The sequence below is a fragment of the Mycobacterium sp. IS-1556 genome (genome assembly GCF_001499985.1).
GTDB lineage: Bacteria > Actinomycetota > Actinomycetes > Mycobacteriales > Mycobacteriaceae > Mycobacterium.
In genome coordinates this window covers 485727-508738 of the sequence record NZ_LQIM01000001.1, presented here as the reverse complement: position 1 = coordinate 508738, position 23012 = coordinate 485727, and the positions used below count along the sequence as shown (strand labels likewise).

Below are 23012 nucleotides of genomic sequence, written 5' to 3'. Positions count from 1 at the left end.
TACCGCCGCCCGCTCTAGGGTCAAACCCGAACGACTGACCGATCGTCTGCACGTCGCGACGGCCAGTGTTGCGTTGAACGGAGAAGGAAACACCGGATGTTCTCAACTGGTCCCATCACCCACGTGTTACTTGACATCCGGCGGCAGCGGTGATGAAACACTCGGCGCCGCAGACGAATTGGACACGCCGAGCGGCGATGGCCCCGCACGTTGCGCTTGACGAGGCCATCTTGTCCGTAATCCGCACACGGCAGCCGAAAACACCGACTCTGGCAGAGGCAGAACGAACTGTCGCGGAGATGGCGTCAGCGTCGGATCTGTTCGAGGAGCGTGGTTGGGTGGATAGGCCGGCGACGTATCACCGCCAGCCACCGCCGCTGCGCGATAACGACATCCTTGAATTGCGTTGCCGAACAGGGCCACTACGTCACGAGACGCTGACATTTCCGTCGGGATTTCGCCCCCGGCTCATAGAACCGGGCGCCGAGCGATGGTCCAGAAATAAACGGAACGAGACCGTCCTCGTTCGGTTGCTGCGCCACCAGCAGACCAACGCCCCGTGGGTGATCTGCCTGCACGGTTTCGGTATGGGATCGTCTCGTTTCGATCTGGCCACCCTGTGGGCAAGCTACCTGCACGCCAAGTTGGGATTCAACGTGGCACTGCCAGTCGCTCCTCTGCACGGCTCACGGCGATCATCTGACGACGGACAGCTCTTGTCCCTGGATCTGACATCGATGTTGCATGGGATAAGCCAGGCGGTCTGGGACGTACGCCGGCTGGTGAGCTGGCTGCGAAGTACAACCGGAACAGCTATAGGTGTGTACGGGCTGTCTCTCGGTGGCTATCTCGCTGCGTTGCTGGCCGGCATCGAGGAACTCGACTGTGTGGTCGCGGCTCTTCCGTTCGCCAACGTCCTTGGTTTGATGGAGCACCATGGACCGCCGCCGATGTATCTGGATGTGCTGCGGTCCGGTCCTGCACAGAAATCCTTCCGCGTTACGTCCCCCCTTGCGATGCAACCACAACTGCCGCCAGAACGGCTCACACTCTTGGCCGCACGTGGTGACCGGTTGATTCCCCAGGACCAAACGCACGCTTTGTCCGCGAGGTGGCAGACGTCCCATGTCCATTGGACCAACAGCGGCCATGTCGGGTTTACGTGGTCCCGTCAAGCCAAACGCCTTGTGGGCGAGCAATTGAGCGCCGGGTTGTGTAGCTCGATCCAACATTGACCGTACTACGGTCGCGGCCACCGCTTCACCCTGCGCCCTTGACATATTGTTTCTGCACCATGGCTGCAGAAATCGCGCTGGGGTGCGTAAGGCGTTAGCCCACAACCGACTTCAGTCCATCTAGCGGAGCAGCACGGTCTTTCCCACGGTCCTACGGTCGCTGATGGCGCGGTGCGCATCGGCTACCCGCTCGAGTGGGTAGCTACTGCCGATCACCACCGTGATCGCGCCGCGCGCCAGCCACGTGAGCAACTGCTGCGCCGTCTGCGCGGCCTTCTCGGGCCGATGGCGCAGCCAATCGGTCAGCGAGTAGCCGACGACGGTCGCGCCGTGGTTCATCAACTCCGTGCTGAGGTAGTCGGCTGGTGCACCGCTGGCCGCGCCGAACGTGACGATCCGCCCGAACGGCGCCAAGCATTGAACGCTTTGGCGGGCAATGTCCCCGCCGACCGAGTCCAGCACGAGATCGACGCCGCGGCCGGCCGTCTGTTCGAGCACCGCCTGGGGCCAGGAGTGGTCGGAGTAGTCCACTGCAATGTCAGCCCCGTGGCGCCGAAGGTGAGCGAACTTCTCGGGCCTGCTGACCGCACCCACCACGGATCCGGCGCCGAGCACTTTGGCGATCTGGGTGGCCAGCGTCCCGACTCCCCCCGCCGCCGCGTGCACCAGAACCGTCTCTCCTTTCTGCAGGCCGCCGGCTTCCACAAGCGTCTGGTAGGCCGTAACGCCATGGATCCACACCGCCGCAGCGCTGGCGTCATCGACGTCCGCGGGTACCGGGACCGTCAGCGAGGCGGGCGCCACCGCATACTCGGCGTATCCATGCTCCACGAGCGCGGTGACCCGCGAACCAATCGCCGGCCCGTCGACGCCCGAACCAAGCGCAGCGACGGTCCCGGCCACCTCCTGGCCCAGTCCGCTTGGTAGCGGCATGTCGGTGCCAAATGCGCCCTGGCGCTTCATGATGTCGCCGAAAGCCACCCCGGCGGCCTGCACGTCGATGAGAATCTCGCCGGGTGCCGGGGCCGGAGTCGCCACTTCGGTTATCCGCAACATGTCGGGCCCGCCGAATCCGGTCATCCATACCGCCTTCAACGGTTGGCCCCCTTCTCCTCGGTGAACATCTGTGTGAGATGGCGGCGCAGTGGCGCTGCATCGCGGCTACCGCTGAGGTAGCCCACATAGCCGTCGGGCCGGATCAAGACCAGACCTCCGCCGTCCAGGCCGAAGCACGCCGCGACGGCTAAATCGTCGATCGGCACCGAATGGATGAGGTCGGCGAATCCGCTGATCGTCTTCGTGAGATCGCTGGCGGCTGAACCCAAGCCGAACAGCGTGTGCCTGTCGCGATGTAGCAGGTCGAACAAGCGGGTCCTGCCACCGCGTCGTTGTGCAACCTCGACGTCAGGCGCACGGTCACCGACGGCGACCCTGCCGCGCGGACCGGCTCCGGTGGCGTCGTGATAGGAGACGTCGATCTGGGAGATCGCTCGGGTGAGCTTTCGCTGGACAGCGTCGCGGCCCAACACCACTGGAGCGACCCGACGGCGCACGGCGGTAGATACAGGATTGCGCAGCAACGTCATCCGAGTGATGCGCCGGGTTCCCCTGACCAGCCGGTCGGCCACCGGAGCTCGTTCGGCCGCGTAAGTCTCGAGCAACTCTGGCCGCGCAGCCCCCCGCACCACGGCTGCCAGTTTCCACCCCAAGTTGAAGCTGTCGGCGATTCCGGTGTTCATTCCTTGCGCACCTACCACGGAGTGGATATGCGCGGCGTCCCCTACCAGGAAAACCCGTCCCCGAGCATGAGTTTCAGCGCGGCGCTGGTTGATTCGGAAACGGCCGGCCTGTCGGATCTCGGCGATCCGGGCGCCCGGGGGCGCACAGATATCGACGGCAGCCTGCAGCTCCTCGTGGCTGACCGGGAGCTCCGATGACGCTGCGTCAGGCGGTTGCGCGACGGCGATCCGGTGCCATCCGCCGAGCATCGGGAAGTACGCGACGAAACGTCCTCGGTTCAGGTACGCGAAGAACTGGTCGTGCGGTAGCGACCAGTCCATCCGCAGATCGGCAACGGCGAAGTTCTCCTCGAATGCGCCGCCGAGAAAACCGATCCCGAGCGCGTGCCGCACGGTGCTGTGTGCGCCGTCAGCGCCGATGAGCCACGACGCCGTGGCTGTGTCGACGGTGCCGTCGGCACACCGCACCTGCACATGGACGTGTTCATCGGTCTGGTCCAACGACACCAGTTCCGTGTCGCGGTCCACCTCGACCCCTAGCGTGGCGAGGTGCTCGGCGAGAACCTCTTCGGTGTCGTTCTGCGGAATCATCAGCAAGAAGGGAAAGGGACTGTCAAGGCCGGCGAAGTCGGCGCGCAGGATCTGGCGGTTCTCGCTGAAGACGTTGAAAACCCGGGCCCGCAGACCCCGGTCGAGCAGGGGCTGGACGACCCCGGGTTTCTCGAACAGTTCCAGCGTTCGGGCTTGCATGCCAAGTGCCCTCGTGTCGGTGGCCGGACCGGCCGCGGCGTCGATTATTCGCACCGCGACGCCGCGTCGTGCCAGCTCGATCGCCATCGTCAGCCCGGTTGGACCGGCACCCACGATCAGCACGTCGTTCATCGGGTCTCCCCCTTCGTGGCCGGCATGTCCACCGATTCCGGCAGTTGCGCAACGAGCATGCGATCGAGCAGTTGAAGAACACCTCGCCGGTGCGCTGCGAGGTCTAGTTCGGCGCGGAAGACATAGGCGTTGTGCAGGTTGTTCAATGCGCCGAGGACGGCCACCGCGGTCATCTCGGGATCGGTGACGACGAAATCGCCGACGGTGTCCCCTTCGTCGATCAAGGACGTGACGCTCGGCAGCAGTTGTGCGGCAACTGTGTTCGACACCCGATGGTCTAGATCGGCGACCGCGGTAGGCTGCGGTGAGCGCAGGAAACCATCCGGATCATCCGCCAATCCGTATGTGTAGTCGAGGAACGCCACCAGGCGTTCGGCCGGCCGCGCGGCGGGGTTCTCGAGAATGCCGCGATAGTCGGCGAGCAACCGCTCCGAAACGATCTCCGCACACGCCCCGAAGAGGTCTTCTTTGGACCGAAAGTAGTGGTAGAAGCAACCCTTCGCGACACCCAACTCCCCGATGATCGCCTCGACGGTCGTCTTCTCGTAACCCCGGTCGGCGAATAGCCGTAGCGCGGTATCGACGATCTCGCCTCGGCGTACTTCTGGCTTTTTCAGCTGCCGCACGGCTGCTAGCCTAATAGACCGACGGTCGGTCTGTCACGTGCAGGCCGGTGTCCGACCCACTATCAGGAGAAACTGGAGCGACCTGTGGAACTCGAGACGGTCAGGCTCATCGGCGCACAAGAAACCACGCTCGCCACGCTGTACGGCAAGGCCATGGAGAGCCGCCGACCGAACACCGTCCTGGCCGATCGCGAAGCCGATAAGGCGCTTCAGCGGATCGACTACGACTTCAGCCGGCTGCGGATTCGTCGCACCGACCACACGTCACTTGCGGTGCGCGCCAAGGCTTACGACACCTGGGCCCGGCGGTTTCTCGACAGCAATCCGCACTGCACCGTCTTGCACCTTGGCTGCGGCCTGGATACCCGGGTGTACCGGGTGGACCCGCCCTCCACGGTGCGGTGGTACGACGTCGACTTCCCCGATGTCATGGAGTTGCGCCGGCGGCTCTTCCCCCCGCCACCCGCCGGCACGCACACGGTCGCCATGTCGGTCACCGATCCGCAGCTGCTCGACGAGGTCCCCGGCGACAGGCCGGTTCTGGTGATCGCCGAAGGTCTCACGCCATACCTGCCTGCCGACGAGGGCGTCGCGTTGCTATGCCGGATCACCGAGCACTTCCCCTCCGGTGAACTGCTGTTCGACGGCTATGGCCGCGGAGGCTTGTGGTTCCTGCAGCGCTACGGGTGCGTGAAGGCCTCCGGCGCGAGACTGGGCTGGGCCATCAACGATCCGCGCGAGTTGGAGCGCGCGGTGCCCGGCCTGGTCTTCGACGCCGAACTCTGGTACACCGACGCGCCGGGGATGGACCGTCACTTTTCGCCGCTTCACCGAAGCCTGTTGCGTGCCATGTACCGCGTGAGCGCGACCCGGCGGCTGGGCCGACCCCTGCGCTATCGCTTCGATCGACGCCGCGAGGCCGGGTAGTTGTCTAACCGTGCGCGCCGGTCGTCACCACGAGACGGCCGGTGGTCGCGCGCGCTTGCATGCGCTCCAGGGCGGTCGGCAGTTCCACCCACGGCACCTCGGCGCCGACGACGGTCCGGATCGTCCCGGTCCGAATCATTTCGAGGATCTTGGTATGGGCGTCGAGTCCGTCGGAGCGCGCCGGCCAATTGAAGCCCAGGGTGCGACGGACGGCGAGTGGATCGGTGACGTAGACCAAACACACACCGCACACGTCGAAGTTGCCGTATGCGATCGGCCGCGGCGAGAGATAGTCGCCGTCCTCGAGCGCGATGTCCTCGGCGAAGCCTGCCATCAGATGACGTCCGTTGAGCCCCATACACCGGAACGTCTGCACGGTCACGTCGCCACCGACGGCATCGAAGGCGACGTCTACGCCACGGCCGTAGGTCAACTCCATGACTTCATCGACCCAGTCGCCGCGCCGGTAGTTGATGGCGTGATCGGCGCCGAGTTCCTTGCAGAAGGCGACCTTCTCGTCGCTACCGGCCGTCGCGATGACCCGAGCGCCCAGCGCTTTGCCGAGAACCAAAGCGCCTGAGCCGGTTCCACCGGCAGCGGCGTGGACCAACAACGTCTCACCGGGTTGCAGTCGGCCCCGTTCCCGCAGCGCGAACCAGCCCAGATGGAACGGGTAGTGCAGCGCCGCGCCATCGGTGTCGCTGATCCAGTCCGGCAGCTCCAGAGCTGTCGCCGCGTCGACGATCGCGTAGGAGGCATAGCCGCCGAACGCCATCACCGGAATGCCGACGATTCGTCGACCGACAAGATGCTCGGCGCCTAGACCCGCACTTTCGACGACTCCGACCGTCTCCATGCCCGGTACGAACGGTGGTTGCAGGGGCAGTGTCGAGTAGCGCCCTCGAATGATGTCGATGTCGTTGAAGTTCAGACAGAAGGCGCGGACAGCGACTCGGACCTCGTTGGGCCCGGGCGGCCGCACGTCCACCGTCTGTTGCTCGAGCACCTTGGCGGGGTCACCCAGGCTCGTGGCCACCCATGCTCGCGACGAGATAGATTGAGGTGCAGTTTCATTCATCGTTCCTCCAGGTTCAATCGGTGAGAAACCGGCTGCGATAGGCGCTCAGTCGGCTGTCGATCTCGTCGGTGTCCAACCCGAGGTCGGCGGGCTGATAGAGCACGCCGCCATAGCGGCCGCGTGGGTGATCTGACCGGAACTGCGCCATCGCAGCGCGCGAGTTCGCCTCGAAGGGCTGATCGGCGAGTTCGTAGATCGCCGCGATGGTGCCTTCCTCGTCGGCCATGAATTCCTCGAACCGCACGTCGACCGATTGTGCGGCGGGCAGCGCGTCGCGGTCACGCACACAGCCGTTCAGCAGGTCCTCGACACGCTCGAGCCAGTAACGCGAGATCTCTTGTGGGTTCGGACGGGCACACGCCATCCGCGCCGCGTAGCTGACCATGGTCGCCATCGACTGCGTCACCTCGACCGGATCTCGATGCGTCACAACGAAGATGGCGTCCGGGAACGTGGAGACGAGCGTCGGGAACTGCTCGAGGTGCTGTGGCGACTTCAGCACCCACCGGGTTCCGCCGCGCAGCCACTGCAACGCCTGCAGGCTGCGCTTCAGGTACGCGTACGACGGCGCCTGGTCGTTCGCCTTGTAGTGCGCCGCGAAACTCGGTACGTGATAGGTGGTTTCGAACAGCATGCCCGAGATGTCGTTCACCAGGAGCTGGATCTCCTCGTGCGCATGGTCGACCGTCATGTCATGCATCCGCTTGAACTCGGGCATCGACGTGTTCACCAGCTCAAGGCCGGTCGCGCATCGATCCCGCCGGGGCTGCGAATCGTGTTCATCGGGCGCCGGGAACGGCTCGAGGCTTTCCCAGTACGGCAGATAGCGGATCGCGGGGTCGGCGGCGATCAAGTTGTGCAGATGGGTCGTTCCGGTGCGCGGAAGTCCGCAGATGATGATCGGACGTTCGATCGGGATGTCCTCGATCTCCGGGTGCTCGGTGATCAAGGCCGCCAACCGAAGCCGATTGACCAGGTTGCCCACCAACTGCTCGAACACGACGGCGGTGCCGGTGTCGGAGAGCCCGGCCTCTTCGACGAGCGCGCCGCACAGCACGTCGAGGCGGTCCCGAAAACCCGGGTCGCCCCACTCGGCGAGGCCCGTGCGCTCGGTCGCCGCCGCCAGCAACGCCTGCGGTGACAGTTCCAGCGTTGCGCCGTAGGCGGCCAGCGCTTGACGCATCGGTTGTGCCTCCGCCGGATACACCGGATCGGCAAGGTCCGTCAGCCTGATCGACGCCGGCCGCGTCACTCCGTCGATCACGCGCGCAACTCCGCGACATCCACCACGCGACACTGCGGACGGGCCGGGGTGTCCTCCGGCAGGAACCAGCGCAGCCAGATCAAGCCCTTGGACCTACCGGCGGTCGATACCCAGTTCGGGTGCCCCGGATCCTGATCGCTGATGACGATCCGCCACGAACCGTCGTCCTCATAGCTGACCTGGGCGCCGTTGATGGTGACCCGCTCGTGGGTGTAGTCGTAGGTGTGCAGGAAGGGGTTCCACAGACAGAGATTCCAGAAAACGCAGTCCGGTGAGGTGCCCTCGATGATGAGCGCCTGGTGCGGTTCGAGGTGGTAGGCGCCCATGGCGTATGCGGCGTCGCCGGCCGCCCATCCGTAGGTCTGGGTGGGCACCGGGAACGGTTCGTGAATCTCGTTGGGCGGCTCCACCCGAACGGGCAGCATCTTGCACTGCTCGTTGAGCCACGTTCGCGCCGCGCGCAGGCGCCGGGTCAGATCGGCACGGTCGTCGTGCCGACGGGCCGGCGGATCGATCGCCTCGATCTTCCATTCCGGGCGCCGACCGTCCTCGGGCGCTTCCATGTAGTCGCGGGTGAGGGCGAACACCGCGTCGGGCTCGAGTTTGAGCCACGCGCCGGCTTCGGGTGGGGTTGCGCTGAGGGTGAACTCGAAGTTGCCGTCGGCGTCGAATTCCAGGGCGCGGTCATTGATGGTGCCGACGATCCGGTCGCTGTAGCGTCCGTCGTCGGGGCCGCCGTAGACCGTCATCGACAGGTAGACGGCGTCGCCACGGTTGCCGCTGACGCGATATCGGCGGTCGGGGTCGATCGGCGAGAGTTGGTAGAAGGCATCGGAATTGTCGCCACCCCATTTCAAGTAGGGGCTGATGACATCGACCAGGATGGGCTTTTCCTTGTCGCCCCAGACATAGGCGTCCACGGCGACGCGCAGCAGGCTGAAAGCCAGTCGGTAGCCGTCGAGGATGTCCGGTTCGTCCAACGGCGGATCGGCGTCGCGCACCCGTTGTTCGACGGCGCGGACCTCGTCGAGCAGGTCAGCGAACGCTGCCGAAAGGTCGTCGGCCGGTTGCACATTGCTCACGGGTTCTCCTCATTTGTGGTTGCGGCTCCCTGCATGATTAGTGAGCAGAGTCTGCTGACCACGTCGTCGCTGTCGTCGCGCTGCAGCACCTGCGCGGCGTAGAACGTGGTGCCGACCAGCACGTCGTAGACCATCTCGACGTCGAGGTCGGGCCGGACCAGCCCCTGCTCGATACCCGACCGCACCAAAGCCGCGAAGTCGTGGCGGGTCTGCTCATCGAGAAGTTGCTGGGTACGGATGACGAGTGCGGGGTCGCGGTGTCGGTCAGCCAGGATGCCCATGGTGGCGCTGGCCACCACGGGTTCGCGCCAGAACCTGAACACGCCCTCCACGAATTGCCTTAGGTCTGAGTGGAATTCACCCGATCCCGCCAACACCTCGGCGCTGTCCGCGGGACCGAACACGGCATCGAAGACGACGTGGGTCTTCGACGGCCAGCGCCGGTACACCGTCGGTCGGCTCACCTCGGCTTCGCGCGCGATCGACTCGATGGACACCTGCTCATAGCCGTCACGCGCCAGCAGTCGACGCGTGGCCGCCATGATGGCCTGCTGAGTGCGCGGATCACGTGGACGACCGCGCGCCGGTTCTGCCCTCGTCACCGACGACGCCGGGTCGTTGTCGGTCGCCACATGCGCATTATCTTTACAGGACGTAATGTAAACATGTCAACGGCTCACGGGTCGATCATCACTAGGCCCGCCCCGAGGTCCGAGTTCTCCGACATGCTGCATAAGCGCGACGACGACGTCAGGGTGGTAGTCATGGCACAGGGGTTCTCCAGTGCACCGGGGACCGAGGGACCGCTCGCGGAGGTTCCGGCCGCGGGACTGCGAAGGATTTGGTCTTGGGCGATCCTGATCGCGGTCGGCGGCTTCCTGTTCGGCTTCGACACCGGCGTCATCTCCGGCGCGCTGCTGTTCGTCAAGACCGATTTCGAACTGAACGCCTTCCAGCAGGGCAGCGTGGTGAGTGTCCTTCTCTTGGGCGCGATGGCCGGCGCGCTGGGGTCGGGACGCATCGCCGACCGAATCGGCCGCAAGAGAATCTTCGGGCTGCAGGGCGCGGTCTTCCTGCTCGGCACGGCGGTCGCGGCCTTTTCGACCGGGTACTGGACACTGCTCGCCGGCCGACTGGTGCTCGGCCTCGCGGTGGGTGCCGCCTCGGCAACCGTTCCGGTTTACCTGTCTGAGATTGCTCCGTCAGAGGTTCGGGGCCGGATGCTGACCCTCAACCAGCTGATGATCACGACCGGGATCCTCGTCGCGTATCTGGTCAACGTGGTGTTCTCCAGCGCTGAGAATTGGCGCGCGATGATCGGGTTCGGCGCGGTCCCTGCCCTGGTGATGGTGGTCGCGGCGGTAGGGGTCCTGCCCGAGTCTCCGCAGTGGCTGTTGACCCACGGCCGCGCCGACCAGGCCCGCCGGTTGATCGCGTCGGTCACCAACGAAGCGACTGCAGATCGATTGCTGCAGCGACGTCAACAGCGCCTGGGGCGGGCCTCCGATGGGCAGGACGACGATCGGGACACGAATGGATGGCGTGCACTGCTCGCCGCGCGGGTCCGCCCGGCGCTCGTGGTAGGGCTCACGCTGGCTGCCATCCAGCAGTTCGGCGGAATCAACACCATCATTTACTACGCGCCGACCATCATCTCGCAGTCCGGGCTGACCGCGTCCAACGCCATCGTCTATTCGGTGGCCATCGGCGTCATCAACCTGGTCATGACGCTTGTCGCGATTCGTCTGATCGACCGGCTGGGGCGCCGCCCTCTGTTGATCGTCTCGCTGGCCGGCATGGCCGTCATGCTCGCGTTGCTCGGGCTGTCGTTCGTCGCCGGGATGAGCGCCGAGCTGTCGCTGGTGTTCATGGTTGTCTACATCGCCGCCTACGCGGCGGGCTTGGGCCCGATCTTCTGGGTGCTGGTCGGCGAGCTCTTCCCACCACGCGTGCGCGCGTCGGGCTCGAGCGCGGCGACCGCGGTGAACTGGACGTCGAACTTCGTCGTCAGCCTCGTCTTCCTTACCGTGGTGAACGCGCTCGGACAGGGCCAGACATTCTGGCTCTTTGCATTCATCTGCGCGTTCGGACTGTGGTTCGTCAAACGCTATGTGCCGGAGACCAAGAACCGCGACTACGACCAGGTCGACGCCGACTTACAGCACCGATTTGGGCGATAACCAGAGCAACTCAGCTGGCGGTCAGGCCCAGAAGCGGCGGGACGAGATAGCGGCGCGCGAAGGCCCGCGCAGCATCGTCGTCGCCGAGTGCGATGTTCACCGACGGTGTCAGAAAGAACGACAAGATGATTCGCACCGTCACCTCCGAGACCTCGAGCAGTTCCAGCTGCGTGCGGTCGTCCTCGGGTAGTTCCACCGCCAGCTGGTATGCGAGAAATGATGACGCCGTCTGGACGACGCCGTCGCCTTCGACGGTCAGGAACGGCAGCACGGTTTCGGGTTCGGTGGCCAGTATCCGCTGCAGCAACGTGTGCTGACGCAGGGTGTTGAGGGTGAAGACGAACCCTTCGACGAGCTTGTCTTCCTTCTCGGAATAGCGGGCGGCTTCGTCTCGCAGGTCGGCAAGGAACCGCTCGAGCTCGCGCAGGAGAACGGCCTCGATGATCTCGTCCTTGCTGGGGAAATGCCGGTAGAGGGTGACCCGGGCGAGTCCGGACCGACGGGTGATGTCTTCGACGGTCGAACGATTGATGCCGAACAGCTCGAACTGTTTCAACGCGGCGTCGAGGATGCGTTCGCCGGTGCCCTCCACCGCCGGCGAGCCGAATCGCTGCACGGCCTTTGCGAGCAAACCGGTGTACTTCACGGCCGGCACCTCCCCCATTGAAACAAATACACTAAATATGTACCTTCGTTCTTCATGGAACGCAATGGAGCTTCCAAGGTTTCTGCGCCAGCGACGTCCGGGGCATTCGCCGCGCCGAGCGTGGCCAGCAGGGCACTGTTCGCGCTGAGCTCGGCGGTGATGCGACCTGTCACTGCACTGCTCCCGTCCAACGCGGTCGGAGTCTGCGGCCTCGATGTCATCCTGCGGGCGTTTCTCGCCGCGGCCTCCGCGCCGCGCCGCGGACTGACGGTCACGCCGGTCGACGCCGCGTTCGGCGGCCGACGCGTCCGCGGGGAGTGGGTGTGCGCCCCCGGCGTCGACCCTGACGGGGCCGCGGTGCTCTACATCCACGGAGGCGCCTTCGTCGCGTGTTCACCACGTACTCACCGGGGCCTGATCGGCGAGCTCTCGGCGTCCTCCGGTCAGCCGGTGTTCGCCGTCGAGTACCGCAAGGCGCCGCGTCACCGCTTCCCGTGTGCCGCCGACGACGCACTGGCCGCCTACGAATGGCTGGCGTCGACCGGACGGGCCGTCGCGGTCGCGGGCGACTCGGCCGGTGGTCAGCTGGCGGTCGCCACGACATTGGCCGCGCGCCGACACGGCCTGCCGGATCCCGCGGCGGTGCTGCTGTACTCACCGGCGTTGGATCTCACCGGCGCGTTGGCTCTCGCGCTGGACGGGCGACGACGCGATGCGTTCGCGCCGGCGCGACGCGTAGCGCCGACATTCGCCCTCTACGTCGGCGACGCCGACCCCTGCGAAGAACTGCTGTCGGTGCTCGACGCCGACGTCGCCGGTTTCCCGCCGACGATGATCCACGTCGGCAGCACAGAGATGTTGCTCGACGACTCGCGCCGTCTCACCCAGTGCCTTCGCGACGCCAACGTGACAGTGCACCTGCACGTCGCCCGCGGACAGATCCACGTCTTCCCCGCGATGTTCCGCTTCGTTCCCGAGGCACGCACCGCAATCCAGCAGAGCGGCACGTTTCTCGCCGACCACCTTGCCTCCGGCGCGGCCCGAGAACCATTCACCGCCTGAAAAGACAACGACCACAGAGGAGTTCGCCATGGCCATGGACCTTTCCGACATGCTGGCCAAGATCAAGGACCGGCAGTGGGCGCTCGGCGACATCGACTGGGACGCCCCGGGTGCCGAACTGATCACCGACGAGCAGCGCCCCAAACTCAAGGAATTCATGTCGGACCTGGTGTGGATCGAGCAGGTCGGTGCCCGCGGATTCGCCGCGCTGGCCCTGAAGGCGTCCGACGACACCCTTGCCGAGATCTACCGGTATTTCCACGCCGAAGAGCAACGCCACGCCAATGCCGAACTGGCCCTGATGCGCCGGTGGGGCATGCTCGAAGAAGACGAGATCCCCGAACCGAACATCAACATCCGCCTCGCGATCGACTGGCTCGACACCTACGCCGACAAGGCATCGCTGAGCATGCTCGGCACCATCATCCCGATGCTCGAGGTGGCGCTGGACGGCGCCCTGCTCAAGTTTCTCCTCGACGAGGTCCAAGACCCGGTGTGCCACGAAGCGTTCAAGCTGATCAACGCCGACGAATCCCGGCACCTCGCAGTCGATTTCCACGCATTGGAGTTGCTCGGCAATGCGCCTGCCCGCAAGCTGCTGATCAACACCGTCGGCGCCGTGGCCAGCCCGGCCTTTCTGATCGGGGTGCTCATCTACACCCCGCTGCTGTCGAAGATGCGTGACAACGTGGTCGCGATGGGACTGAAGGAGGAGAGCCTGTTCGCGGCCATCAAACGGTTCTCCAACGTGGGCGACCGCAGCGAGTACACCAGCCGCAACCCCATGTACCGCATCGTGCGCGGCCACGGAAATCTGGTCGTCGAGAGCAACGTGCGGTTCCGCCGGTTCATCGCCGACCCGCTGATCGCGCTGTCGGCTCGCTACCCGAAGCGGATGCTGCGGCCGGTGCCGTCCTGGATCCGCGAGCTCACCCCCGAACCGGTGGCGTCATGACGGCCTCAGTGGTGATCATCGGCGCCGGCTTCGCTGGGCTCGGCGCGGCAATCCGGTTGCGCCAGAGTGGAATCGAGGACTTCGTGATCCTCGAGCGTGCCAGCGCAGTGGGTGGCACCTGGCGCGACAACGCCTATCCGGGCGCCGCCTGTGACATCCCGTCGCTGCTGTACTCATACTCGTTCGCGCCGAAACCGGACTGGCCGCAAGGCTATTCGGGCAGCAACGACATCCTCGGCTACATCGAGTGGATGGTCGAGAACTTCGACCTGCGCCGGTTCATCCGGTTCGACACCGAAGTCACCGCGTTGTCGTTCGATGAGTCCGACGGCGTGTGGTCGATCGCCACCGCCGCCGGACACACCTATTCCGGTGCCTCGGTCATCATGGCTCAGGGGCCGCTGTCGAACGCGAGCCTGCCGCCGATTCGCGGCCTCGAGACGTACACGGGAGAGAAGATCCACAGCGCCCGTTGGGATCACGAATACGATTTCAGCGGCAAGAGGGTCGCCGTCGTCGGAACCGGCGCCAGCGCGGTGCAGATCATCCCCGAGTTGGTCAAGACCGCCGCGCAGGTGAAGGTGTTTCAGCGCACTCCGGGCTGGGTGCTGCCGCGGCTGCAGTACCGCACTCCGGAGTGGAACAAGCGGCTCTACCGGCAGCTTCCGGTCACCCAGAGCGCGGCGCGCAAAGGTGTGTTCTGGGTCCATGAGTTCATGGCGCTCGGCTTGGTGTGGCCGACGGTGATGACGCGCGCGCTGCAGGGAATCGCGAAGATGCAGTTGCGCCTGCAAGTCAAGGACCCCTGGATGCGACGCCAGCTCACCCCGCGATTCACCGCAGGCTGCAAACGGCTACTGATCAGCAACGACTACTACCCGTCCCTGGCCAAAGAGAACTGCAAGCTGATCACGTGGCCAATCGCGACATTGTGCCCCAACGGGATTCGCACTTCCGACGGCATCGAGCACCAGGTCGACGCGATCGTCTTCGCCACCGGCTTCGATGTGTGCAAGGCGGGCACGCCGTTCCCGGTCACCGGGCTGGGCGGACGGTCACTCGGCGACGAATGGTCCTCCGGCGCTTACGCATACAAGAGCACAAGCGTCGCCGGCTACCCGAATCTGTATCTGACCTTCGGTCCGAACTCGGGTCCGGGCCACAATTCGGCGCTTGTGTACATGGAGGCCCAGATCGAATACGCGGTGCGGGCGATCCGGACGCTGAACCGATGGGGTCTGAAGTACCTCGACGTCCGCGTCGATGCCCAACGCCGCTTCAACGAAGAGCTCCAGCAGCGGCTGGCGAAGACCACCTGGAATTCGGGTTGCCGCAGCTGGTATCTGACCGAAGACGGCTTCAACGCCACCATGTATCCCGGCTTCGCCACCCAGTACCTCAACCAGATGGCCGACCTGCACTACCCCGATTACCACGCTGTCCAGAAAGTGACGACATGACCGCATACCGCTCCAGCTGGCTCGACGACGACCTCGACGCGCTGCGCGAACTAGCCCGCTCGTTTTGCGAGAAGGAGATCAAGCCCAACGCCGAGAGGTTCATCGATCAGCATCACGTCGACCGCGAGCTGTGGACCAAGGCCGGCGAGCTGGGCCTGCTATGCATGTCGATTCCCGAGGAATACGGCGGCGGCGGAGGAACTTTCGCGCACGAGGCGGTTCTCATGGAGGAGCAGGCGCGCATCGGCGACACGTCGTGGGGCCAGTCGGTGCACAGCGGGATCGTCGCGCACTACCTCAACGCGTACGGCACCGACGAACAGAAGCGGCAGTGGCTGCCGAAGATGGCCAGAGGCGAGGTGGTCGCGGCGATCGCGATGACCGAGCCCGGTACCGGCTCAGATCTGCAGGCCGTCAAGACCAAAGCCATCCGCGAGGGTGACGAGTACGTGGTCAACGGTTCGAAGACCTTCATCACCAACGGTGCTCAGGCCGATCTGATCGTCGTTGTCGCCAAGACCGACACCTCCGAAGGGGCGAGCGGGATCTCGCTGGTGCTGGTCGAGGCCGACCGACCGGGGTTCCGGCGCGGGCGCGTGCTGGACAAGATCGGCCAGAGGGGCCAGGACACCTCCGAACTTTTCTTCGAGGACGTCCGGATTCCGACATCGAACCTGCTCGGCACCGAAGAGGGCCAAGGGTTCGTGCAGCTCATGCTCCAACTGCCGCAGGAGCGATTGATCATCGCGGTCGGTGCGGCCGCGGGCGTCGAGGAGGCGTTGGCGCAGACCGTGCAATACACCAAGGACCGGCACGCGTTCGGCAAGCCGCTGTTCGCGTTCCAGAACACCAAGTTCAAACTCGCCGAAGTGGCCACCGAGGCGCGCATTGCGCGGGTGTTCGTCGACGACTGCGTGTCGCGGCATCTGCGCGGCGAACTCGACATCCCCACGGTCGCGATGGCGAAATGGTGGACCACCGAACGCTCGATGGCCGCGCTCGACGAATGCCTGCAACTCCATGGTGGCTATGGATACATGACCGAATATCCGATAGCGCGGGCGTGGGCCGACAACCGCGTCCAGAAGATCTACGCCGGCACCAACGAGATCATGAAGGAAATCATCGCGCGCTCCCTCTAACGGTTATGGTCGCGCCCGGGGGATCTTCGTATCGCCGGCCGCGTCATCAGCCCCCAGGCAGCAGGGCCGCATCGAAGAACGCCAGCTCCAGCCGCATCGCCCGCCGGTAGGCAGTACGCGCGGAGGGGACGTCATCGGCGTGCTGATCGAGCAGTCGTTCCAGCAGTGCAGCCACGTCCTCGAAGCCCGGATCGGCATAGGTCTGCACCCATTGGGCGTACGGTCCGGCGGTGTCGGCGTCCAACGTGGTTCCGATGTGCGCGTAGAGCCGCATGCACGGTGTCATCGCCGCGCACACCACCCCGAGATCACCAGTGGCGGCGGTGGCCAGCAGGAACTCGGTGTAGGCCAGCGTCGCCGCGGCAGGCTCGACGCCAGCCATGTCGATCCCCCACGACGCCGCATACGACGCGTGCAACCCGAGTTCCTCACGCACCCCGGCGAGCAAATCGGCGAACGTCAACAAGGTGGCCGTGTCCGAGCTGCGGGCTAACGCCAAACCATAGGCACGGGCGAACGATGCGAGGAAAAACGCATCCTGTGCGATATAGCCCGCGAAGAGATCGCGGTCCAGTGAGCCGTCTCCGATACCCCGTACGAACGGGTTGGCCAGCACCTCGGCCACCACGTCAGCGTTCTCCGTCCACAACTGCGTTGCGAGCGTCATGCCGCCTCCCACGCCGTCTCGCAGAACCCGAGCACCTTACGAACTCTAGTCGTGCGGCGCTTGGCGATGGTTGGGGCCGAGGCGCGTAGGTCTCAAGTCGTGATGCGCATCTCGGCGCCCGGATGGGAGCTGAGCGTGACGACCACCGTGCCGCTACCCGTCTCGAACGTGGTGCTGGCGTAGCCGATGAAACCGTAGTGCCCGTCGATCGTCGACACGGCGGTGATGTCGCGGCTTCCCGACGCACCAGTGTCGAGATTCACCCAGTCGGCGCTCACGGTGAGTGCGCACGAACCGTCGTAAATGGCGGCGTCGTAGTGGATGGCAACGCGGACACCATCCTCGACACGATCGCCGACCTGCACAGGGGCCACTTGGGCCTCGGCGCTGACGGTACCGGCACACGTCGGGGAAGCCACGACCGGAACACGGTCGAGTTGCGCGAAGCCCTCCGCGTGCGCCGTTGCCACCCACAACCAGGGCGCAGTCAGCGCGACAGCGAGCGCGCCGGCAGCACGAAACAGAGGCATGTCCCTGTAATCGTCGGCGCCGACGGCCGTGTTAGCGGATCAGGAGAACTTGCATACCAACGCCGGCGATGACTCTGCCCGCGGCCGCGAGTCTATTTGTTGATAGTGACCACCGACGTATCAGGAGTCCGCGCATGGGCCTCATCTACCTAGAACTGTTCGCCACCCTCGATCTCGTGGGGCAGGCACCCGGCGGTCCCGACGAGGACCCGGCGGGGTTTCCGTTCGGCGGATGGCAGGCGCCGCTGATGGACGAGGCCACCGGCGCCCAGATCGCGGATGCATACGAGGGCACGGACGCGCTGCTGCTCGGCCGGCGCACGTACGACATCTTCGCCGCCCATTGGCCGCACCAACAGGGTGAGATCGCCACGCTCTTCAACCGTGTGCCGAAGTACGTCGCCTCGCGCGGCAAGCCCGACCTTTCGTGGGCAGGGTCTACACAGCTGGGTCCCGACTTGGGGGACGCCGTGCGCGAGGTCCGCGACCGGCACGAGAACGTGAAGGTCGTCGGCAGCCTGAACCTGGTGCAGACCCTGCTGCGGGAGAAGCTCTTCGACCGTGTTGACCTCTGGGTGCACCCGCTCATGCTCGGCGTCGGAAAGAAGGTCTTCGACGACGGCACTGTGCCCACGAACGTCACGCTCCTCGAACCGCCCGCAATAAGTTCCAAGGGGACCGTGTACTTGCGTTACGGCCTCGCCGACGGCATCCCGGCGACTGGGGACATGAGTGCGACGGATTGAAGGGAGCTGTCGACACTGAACCCACCTTCGGTTGGCCCGAACACGCCGTCACCACGCACAGCGCATGACAGGCTGGTAGGTCGAACGAAAGGCCAGTGATGTTCGACCCGAAGACGGTCGTCGCCGAGATGACGCTTGCGGAGAAGGCCGCGCTCGTCACCGGCGGCGACATGTGGTCGACAGTGGGAATCGATCGGTTGAACGTGCCGTCGCTGACCTTGACCGATGGACCGCACGGCGTGCGGCGGATGGCCGAAGGTGCTGCGCCGCAGAACTTCTACGAGTGCGAGCCGGCGACGGCGTTCCCGACCGCAGCGGCGACCGGATCGTCGTGGGACCCGCAACTGCTCGAGGAGATCGGCGCCGCACTCGGCGCAGAGAGCCGCGCATTGGGAGTCGACGTCCTGCTCGGCCCGGGCGTGAATATCAAGCGGAGCCCGTTGTGCGGACGCAACTTCGAATACTTCTCCGAAGACCCGGTGTTGTCCGGCGAACTGGGCGCCGCATGGGTACGGGGCCTTCAGCGCTGCGGTGTCGGCGCGTCGGTCAAGCACTTCGCGGCCAACAATCAAGAGACCCATCGCATGCGGGTCAGCGCAGAGGTCGATGAACGAACACTGCGTGAAATCTACCTGCCGGCATTCGAGCACATCGTCCGGGACGCAAACCCGGCCACGGTGATGGCAGCCTACAACGCCGTCAATGGTGTTCCGGCAGCCCGGAATCCGTGGCTACTCACCGAGATTCTTCGCGACGACTGGCAGTTCGCCGGTGTCGTCGTGTCCGACTGGGGCGCGGTGGTCGATCCGGTTGCATCCCTGCAAGCCGGGCTCGATCTCATCATGCCCGGGACCGGCGGCGGTGCGGCAGCGGCGACTGTGCTGCAGTCCGTCGCGAGCGGAACTCTCGAGGAGTCGGTTGTCGACCGAGCCGCCGAGCGGATCCTGGCGATGGCAGCGCGTCTGCTCAACGACCGCGACACAGACGTCGGGGTGGTCGACCGGGATCGTCATCATCGCCTGGCTCGCCGGGCTGCCGCCGAGTCGGCGGTGCTCCTCACCAATGACGGTCTGCTTCCGCTTGATCCGGCGCGCCGCGGGCCTGTGGCGGTCATCGGCGAGTTCGCCCGGACCCCGCGCTACCAAGGCGGCGGAAGCTCCCACGTGCGCCCAACCCGTATCGAATCAGCACTGACCGAGTTGACTGCCATCGTCGACGGTCGGTGCGAGATCCGATTCGCGCCCGGGTTCACCCTCGACGACTCAGCTCCCGAAGCGTTGCTCGCCGATGCCATGGCGGCGGCGCGGGGTGCCGAGGTCGTGCTGATGTTCCTCGGCCTACCTGAGGTCGCCGAATCGGAGGGCTTCGACCGCACGACGCTCGAACTGCCCGCCGATCAACTCCGACTGCTGGGCGCAGTGGCCTCCGTGAATCCCAACATCGCGGTGGTCCTGAGCAACGGCGGTGTTGTGCTGACAGCCGGCGTCGAGCAGCACGCCCGCGCCGTCCTCGAGATGTGGCTCCCGGGACAAGGAGGCGGGGGTGCGGCCGCCGACATCCTGTTCGGGCTGGCCGAGCCGGGCGGGCGGCTCGCCGAGACGATTCCCTGGGTATTGACCGACACCCCGGCCTACTGCAACTTCCCGGGCACCGCGCAGCGGGTGCTGTACGGCGAGCGGCACTATGTCGGCTACCGCTGGTACGACACGACACATCGCGCCGTCGCCCACCCATTCGGACATGGCCTGTCCTACACCACCTTCGACTACAGCGACCTTCGTGTCGACGTGCCGGATCCCGGGCGAAGCGAGGCGACGGTGTCGTTCACGGTCACCAACACCGGCGGCCGAGCCGGAAGCGACGTCGCACAGATCTACGTCAGCGACCTGGCCGCGTCGGTCGACCGGCCGCAGCGTGAACTCAAGGCATTCCGCAAGGTGCATTTAGCGCCCGGGCAAAGTCAACAGGTCGAAATAGGCTTGAGTGAACGTGATTTCGCGTTCTGGGACGACCAGCGCGGGGCCTGGACCGTCGAACCCGGCACGTTCCGGATTGCTGTCGGCGCGTCCTCACGTGACCTGCGTTTGGCGTCCGACATCGATCTCACCGTGCCCGTTCCCGCCTTGCCCCTGACAGTCCACTCGTCGGTCGGGGAGTGGATGGCCAGGCCGGACGGACGCGAGGCGTTGCTGAAGTTGATGGCGGAAGGCGACAATGCTCAGGCATCAACGCTGCAGCAGCACCCCGAATTACTGCGCATGGTGGCGTCGATGCCGTTGAGCCACGTGCTCACCCTCTCGGGGCGAACGCTCCCGTCGGCCGCCACGGCGGCGCTGCTCAACGCGGTGAACAACACCGACGATGGGCCGTAACGCCCTGTAGACGGTCGTCACTGTTCGCGGGTTCTTTCGGTCTACCGGAAATATCGACCGCGAGCTAAACGGGGTTCTCGTTCGCGCTATGAGCGACCGTCGACGAGCCAGAACACTGCCCGCTCGATTGACGGCACGACGTCGGTGACGTCGATGGCGTCGCTGGCGAGTTGGCCGAGCACGCCATACACGAGGCTGGTGAGGATCCGCTCGAGATCCTGAGCGAACTGGGGATCAGCGTGGGCGAGGACATCGCGTGCCGGCGGCGTGACCGCGTCAATCCCGAGCTTGGTGAGGCGATCTCCCCCCGGCCCCGACAACGCCCGGAAGTAGGACTTGAGCAGTTGCGGATGGGTTTCCCACGGCTCGAACACCGTTCGGAATATGTGCATGAGCCCGCCGTACAACGTGGCGTCATCCGCCGGTGCGAGGTCGGCGTAACGGTTGGCGGTCAACCACCATTCGAGCGCGGCGATGATGAGTTCGTCGCGCGTGCGGTAGCGCTTGTAGATCGTCGACAGTGACATGCGCGCGCGGCGTGCGACCTCCCTCAGCTGAACCGCCTCGTACCCTTCGGTGTCGAGCAGTTCCACGACGATGCCGATCAGAGGGTCCGACGCAACTGTCTCCAGTCGACCCTCGGTGGGTGCCGTTTGCATAACGCCTCCCGCGGACACGGTAACGATGTTACTGTGCGCTCGAGAGTAACGCCGTTACACCACGACGGCGCGGAAAACTTCAGCCGAAATCGCAACGAAGCGAGGACAACAATGGGCAGATTGGACGACCAGGTCGCCTTCATCACGGGCGTGGCCCGCGGCCAGGGCCGCAGCCATGCGGTGCGGTTGGCCAGCGAGGGCGCCAACATCATCGGCGTCGATATCTGCGCAGACATCCGGTCGAACGGATATCCGATGGCGACCGGCGATGAGCTGGACGAGACAGTCGCGCTCGTCGAAGCCGCCGGCGGCAAGATGCTGGCGACCGTCGCTGATGTCCGCGACTTCCATCAATTGCAGTCCGCCCTCGACGCCGGTGTTGAACAGTTCGGCCGCCTTGACATCGTGTGCGCCAATGCCGGGATCGCGACGATGACGTTCCGCGAATTGACGATCGATGAAGAGCTCGAGCAGTGGACCGACGTGCTCGACGTGAACCTTGTCGGCGCCTTCCACACCGCCAGAGCCGCAATTCCACACGTGATCGGCGGACAGCGCGGCGGGTGCATCATCTTCACCAGTTCGACCGCCGGACTTCGAGGCTTCGGCGGCATCCAGGGCGGTGGGCTGGGCTACGCGGCGTCCAAACACGGAATCGTGGGCCTGATGCGCACACTCGCCAATGCCCTTGCTCCACATAGCATCCGCGTGAACACCGTCCATCCGACCGCCGTGCGCACCATGATGGCCGTGAATCCCGCGATGACCGCATTCCTGGAGGCCTACCCCGACGGCGGACCACACCTACAGAATCCGATGCCCGTCGACATGCTCGAACCCGAGGATGTCAGCGCGGCCATCGCTTACCTCGCTTCCGATGACGCCAAGTACGTCACCGGGGTCACCTTTCCTGTCGACGCCGGCTTCTGCAACAAGCTCTGATGACCACAACTGATGCCGTCCACACCAGCCGCCGCGAGCGCGGACTGCGCGCCTTCACCGAGGTGATGACGGTCGAACCACCCACCGACACCACTCCCGCGATCGCCGAGGGACTGATCGACTTCGTCTTCGCCGACGTGTGGACGCGCTCGGTGCTCAGCCGGCGGGACCGCCGGTTCGTCACGCTGGCATGTGTGGCAGCGGCCGACGCCGACGCACCGCTGGAGCAGCACATCTACGCCGCCCTGAAAAGCGGTGACATCTCGATCACCGAAATGCGCGAAGCGGTCCTGCATTTCGCTGTCTACGCCGGATGGCCCAAGGCGTCGCGGTTCAACATCTTCGTCGACATTCAGTGGCAACGAATTCACGATGAACGTGGCGAGGCGCCTCCCCCGCCAGAACCACTTCTCCCGCTGCCCACCGAGAGCGACCCCGAGAAGCGCCTCCAGGGCGGGGAACAGGCGTTCGTCGACGTCAACTGCATCCCATTCGCGCCCCCCAGAGACGACCCCTATCAAGGTGCGGGCATCCTCAATTTCGTCTTCGGCGAGATGTGGCGGCGGCCGGGCCTGGGCATGAAGGAGCGGCGCCTCATCACCGTGGCGTGCGTGGCGTTCCAGGACGCCGATATCCCCATCCTGTCGCACGTGTACGCGGCGCTGAAGAGTGGCGACATTTCTTTCGACGAGATGGACGAAGTCGCATTGCAGTTCACCGCGTATTACGGCTGCGCCAAAGGGTTCCGGCTGAACCAGGTCATCGGTGAACAGAAGCGGCGCGTGCTCGCCGAGGCCGCCGACGCGCAAGGTTGACGG

The 23012-nt window shown here is 65.3% G+C and carries 22 protein-coding genes; 11 read left to right on the top strand and 11 right to left on the bottom strand.

The genetic code is table 11. The annotated features are described in order from the left end of the window. Positions 1–299: 299 nt before the first annotated feature. Positions 300–1235, top strand: a complete 936-nt coding sequence (locus AU187_RS24850; protein WP_231740362.1) for an alpha/beta hydrolase family protein — start codon at positions 300–302, stop codon at positions 1233–1235. Positions 1236–1355: 120 nt separating this feature from the next. On the opposite strand, the gene AU187_RS02450 is transcribed toward AU187_RS24850, so the two are convergent. The 3 genes from AU187_RS02450 to AU187_RS02440 are packed head-to-tail and all read right to left on the bottom strand — an operon-like array spanning position 1356 to position 4482. Next, positions 1356–2315 (bottom strand): quinone oxidoreductase family protein, encoded by a 960-nt coding sequence (locus AU187_RS02450; RefSeq protein ID WP_059100399.1) that lies wholly within the window; start codon positions 2313–2315, stop codon positions 1356–1358. An 11-nt stretch (positions 2316–2326) separates the two neighbouring features. Then, positions 2327–3856 carry an FAD-dependent oxidoreductase gene (locus tag AU187_RS02445; RefSeq protein ID WP_059100400.1) on the bottom strand — a complete coding sequence of 510 codons (1530 nt, stop codon included), beginning with the start codon at positions 3854–3856 and terminating at the stop codon, positions 2327–2329. Beyond that, positions 3853–4482, bottom strand: a complete 630-nt coding sequence (locus tag AU187_RS02440; RefSeq protein ID WP_059100401.1) for a TetR/AcrR family transcriptional regulator — start codon at positions 4480–4482, stop codon at positions 3853–3855. The genes AU187_RS02445 and AU187_RS02440 overlap by 4 nt, the downstream gene beginning before the upstream one ends. Before the next feature lie 84 nt (positions 4483–4566). Here AU187_RS02440 and AU187_RS02435 point away from each other — a divergent pair, with 84 nt between their 5' ends. After that, the gene (locus AU187_RS02435) at positions 4567–5409 is read left to right on the top strand and encodes a class I SAM-dependent methyltransferase (protein ID WP_059100402.1); all 843 of its coding nucleotides are present in this window, start codon (positions 4567–4569) and stop codon (positions 5407–5409) included. Positions 5410–5413: 4 nt separating this feature from the next. Here the strand turns inward: AU187_RS02435 and AU187_RS02430 are convergent, their stop codons facing one another. From AU187_RS02430 to AU187_RS02415, 4 genes are read right to left on the bottom strand one after another with little or no spacing between them, the layout of a single operon-like run. Continuing rightward, entirely contained in the window at positions 5414–6445 is a 1032-nt protein-coding gene (locus AU187_RS02430) for a zinc-binding dehydrogenase (RefSeq protein WP_059166202.1), read from the bottom strand. A 55-nt stretch (positions 6446–6500) separates the two neighbouring features. Beyond that, positions 6501–7751 (bottom strand): sulfotransferase family protein, encoded by a 1251-nt coding sequence (locus AU187_RS02425; protein WP_059100404.1) that lies wholly within the window; start codon positions 7749–7751, stop codon positions 6501–6503. Further along, positions 7748–8833, bottom strand: a complete 1086-nt coding sequence (locus AU187_RS02420; protein WP_059100405.1) for a DUF1214 domain-containing protein — start codon at positions 8831–8833, stop codon at positions 7748–7750. Before AU187_RS02420 ends, AU187_RS02425 begins: the two co-directional genes overlap by 4 nt. Beyond that, the gene (locus AU187_RS02415; protein ID WP_059100406.1) at positions 8830–9465 is read right to left on the bottom strand and encodes a TetR/AcrR family transcriptional regulator; all 636 of its coding nucleotides are present in this window, start codon (positions 9463–9465) and stop codon (positions 8830–8832) included. Before AU187_RS02415 ends, AU187_RS02420 begins: the two co-directional genes overlap by 4 nt. Before the next feature lie 132 nt (positions 9466–9597). Here AU187_RS02415 and AU187_RS02410 point away from each other — a divergent pair, with 132 nt between their 5' ends. Further along, positions 9598–11013 carry a sugar porter family MFS transporter gene (locus tag AU187_RS02410; protein ID WP_059100757.1) on the top strand — a complete coding sequence of 472 codons (1416 nt, stop codon included), beginning with the start codon at positions 9598–9600 and terminating at the stop codon, positions 11011–11013. A 10-nt stretch (positions 11014–11023) separates the two neighbouring features. On the opposite strand, the gene AU187_RS02405 is transcribed toward AU187_RS02410, so the two are convergent. Beyond that, positions 11024–11659, bottom strand: a complete 636-nt coding sequence (locus tag AU187_RS02405) for a TetR/AcrR family transcriptional regulator (RefSeq protein ID WP_059100758.1) — start codon at positions 11657–11659, stop codon at positions 11024–11026. A 54-nt stretch (positions 11660–11713) separates the two neighbouring features. Here AU187_RS02405 and AU187_RS02400 point away from each other — a divergent pair, with 54 nt between their 5' ends. From AU187_RS02400 to AU187_RS02385, 4 genes are read left to right on the top strand one after another with little or no spacing between them, the layout of a single operon-like run. Continuing rightward, the gene (locus AU187_RS02400; protein WP_059100407.1) at positions 11714–12721 is read left to right on the top strand and encodes an alpha/beta hydrolase; all 1008 of its coding nucleotides are present in this window, start codon (positions 11714–11716) and stop codon (positions 12719–12721) included. Between the two features lie 28 nt (positions 12722–12749). After that, a complete protein-coding gene (locus AU187_RS02395) occupies positions 12750–13676 on the top strand; it encodes a hypothetical protein (RefSeq protein WP_059100408.1) in 927 nt (308 codons plus the stop codon). Then, positions 13673–15136 carry a flavin-containing monooxygenase gene (locus tag AU187_RS02390; protein WP_059100409.1) on the top strand — a complete coding sequence of 488 codons (1464 nt, stop codon included), beginning with the start codon at positions 13673–13675 and terminating at the stop codon, positions 15134–15136. Before AU187_RS02395 ends, AU187_RS02390 begins: the two co-directional genes overlap by 4 nt. Next, positions 15133–16278, top strand: a complete 1146-nt coding sequence (locus tag AU187_RS02385; protein ID WP_059100410.1) for an acyl-CoA dehydrogenase family protein — start codon at positions 15133–15135, stop codon at positions 16276–16278. The genes AU187_RS02390 and AU187_RS02385 overlap by 4 nt, the downstream gene beginning before the upstream one ends. Before the next feature lie 46 nt (positions 16279–16324). On the opposite strand, the gene AU187_RS02380 is transcribed toward AU187_RS02385, so the two are convergent. Both AU187_RS02380 and AU187_RS02375 read right to left on the bottom strand, forming a co-directional pair. Then, entirely contained in the window at positions 16325–16945 is a 621-nt protein-coding gene (locus AU187_RS02380) for a TenA family protein (RefSeq protein ID WP_059100759.1), read from the bottom strand. Between the two features lie 92 nt (positions 16946–17037). Continuing rightward, positions 17038–17475 carry a hypothetical protein gene (locus AU187_RS02375; protein WP_059100411.1) on the bottom strand — a complete coding sequence of 146 codons (438 nt, stop codon included), beginning with the start codon at positions 17473–17475 and terminating at the stop codon, positions 17038–17040. A 134-nt stretch (positions 17476–17609) separates the two neighbouring features. On the opposite strand from AU187_RS02375, the gene AU187_RS02370 reads away from it, so the two are divergent. Together AU187_RS02370 and AU187_RS02365 are read left to right on the top strand one after the other, a co-directional pair. Beyond that, positions 17610–18221 carry a dihydrofolate reductase family protein gene (locus AU187_RS02370; protein WP_059100412.1) on the top strand — a complete coding sequence of 204 codons (612 nt, stop codon included), beginning with the start codon at positions 17610–17612 and terminating at the stop codon, positions 18219–18221. Positions 18222–18319: 98 nt separating this feature from the next. Beyond that, on the top strand, positions 18320–20593 hold the full coding sequence (locus tag AU187_RS02365) for a beta-glucosidase family protein (protein WP_059100413.1): 2274 nt from the start codon (positions 18320–18322) through the stop codon (positions 20591–20593). A gap of 86 nt (positions 20594–20679) precedes the next feature. Here AU187_RS02365 and AU187_RS02360 read toward each other — a convergent pair whose 3' ends face one another. Next, positions 20680–21252, bottom strand: coding sequence for a TetR/AcrR family transcriptional regulator (locus AU187_RS02360; RefSeq protein ID WP_156425346.1), 573 nt, complete (start codon positions 21250–21252; stop codon positions 20680–20682). A gap of 111 nt (positions 21253–21363) precedes the next feature. Between AU187_RS02360 and AU187_RS02355 the strand changes: the two genes are divergently transcribed. Further along, positions 21364–22194: a mycofactocin-coupled SDR family oxidoreductase gene (locus AU187_RS02355; protein ID WP_059100414.1), complete on the top strand. Its 831-nt coding sequence runs from the start codon at positions 21364–21366 to the stop codon at positions 22192–22194. After that, entirely contained in the window at positions 22194–23009 is an 816-nt protein-coding gene (locus tag AU187_RS02350; RefSeq protein WP_059100415.1) for a carboxymuconolactone decarboxylase family protein, read from the top strand. Before AU187_RS02355 ends, AU187_RS02350 begins: the two co-directional genes overlap by 1 nt. The last annotated feature ends 3 nt before the right edge of the window (positions 23010–23012 follow it).

What these genes read in the sequence shown, in the direction of transcription:
- AU187_RS24850 (WP_231740362.1), top strand. Translation starts at nt 300, where the DNA reads ATGGCGTCAGCGTCGGATCTGTTCGAGGAGCGTGGTTGGGTGGATAGG.
- AU187_RS02450 (WP_059100399.1), bottom strand. Translation starts at nt 2,315, where the DNA reads ATGACCGGATTCGGCGGGCCCGACATGTTGCGGATAACCGAAGTGGCG.
- AU187_RS02445 (WP_059100400.1), bottom strand. Translation starts at nt 3,856, where the DNA reads ATGAACGACGTGCTGATCGTGGGTGCCGGTCCAACCGGGCTGACGATG.
- AU187_RS02410 (WP_059100757.1), top strand. Translation starts at nt 9,598, where the DNA reads ATGGCACAGGGGTTCTCCAGTGCACCGGGGACCGAGGGACCGCTCGCG.
- AU187_RS02400 (WP_059100407.1), top strand. Translation starts at nt 11,714, where the DNA reads ATGGAACGCAATGGAGCTTCCAAGGTTTCTGCGCCAGCGACGTCCGGG.
- AU187_RS02395 (WP_059100408.1), top strand. Translation starts at nt 12,750, where the DNA reads ATGGCCATGGACCTTTCCGACATGCTGGCCAAGATCAAGGACCGGCAG.
- AU187_RS02390 (WP_059100409.1), top strand. Translation starts at nt 13,673, where the DNA reads ATGACGGCCTCAGTGGTGATCATCGGCGCCGGCTTCGCTGGGCTCGGC.
- AU187_RS02385 (WP_059100410.1), top strand. Translation starts at nt 15,133, where the DNA reads ATGACCGCATACCGCTCCAGCTGGCTCGACGACGACCTCGACGCGCTG.
- AU187_RS02380 (WP_059100759.1), bottom strand. Translation starts at nt 16,945, where the DNA reads ATGACGCTCGCAACGCAGTTGTGGACGGAGAACGCTGACGTGGTGGCC.
- AU187_RS02375 (WP_059100411.1), bottom strand. Translation starts at nt 17,475, where the DNA reads ATGCCTCTGTTTCGTGCTGCCGGCGCGCTCGCTGTCGCGCTGACTGCG.
- AU187_RS02370 (WP_059100412.1), top strand. Translation starts at nt 17,610, where the DNA reads ATGGGCCTCATCTACCTAGAACTGTTCGCCACCCTCGATCTCGTGGGG.
- AU187_RS02365 (WP_059100413.1), top strand. Translation starts at nt 18,320, where the DNA reads ATGTTCGACCCGAAGACGGTCGTCGCCGAGATGACGCTTGCGGAGAAG.
- AU187_RS02360 (WP_156425346.1), bottom strand. Translation starts at nt 21,252, where the DNA reads ATGCAAACGGCACCCACCGAGGGTCGACTGGAGACAGTTGCGTCGGAC.
- AU187_RS02355 (WP_059100414.1), top strand. Translation starts at nt 21,364, where the DNA reads ATGGGCAGATTGGACGACCAGGTCGCCTTCATCACGGGCGTGGCCCGC.
- AU187_RS02350 (WP_059100415.1), top strand. Translation starts at nt 22,194, where the DNA reads ATGACCACAACTGATGCCGTCCACACCAGCCGCCGCGAGCGCGGACTG.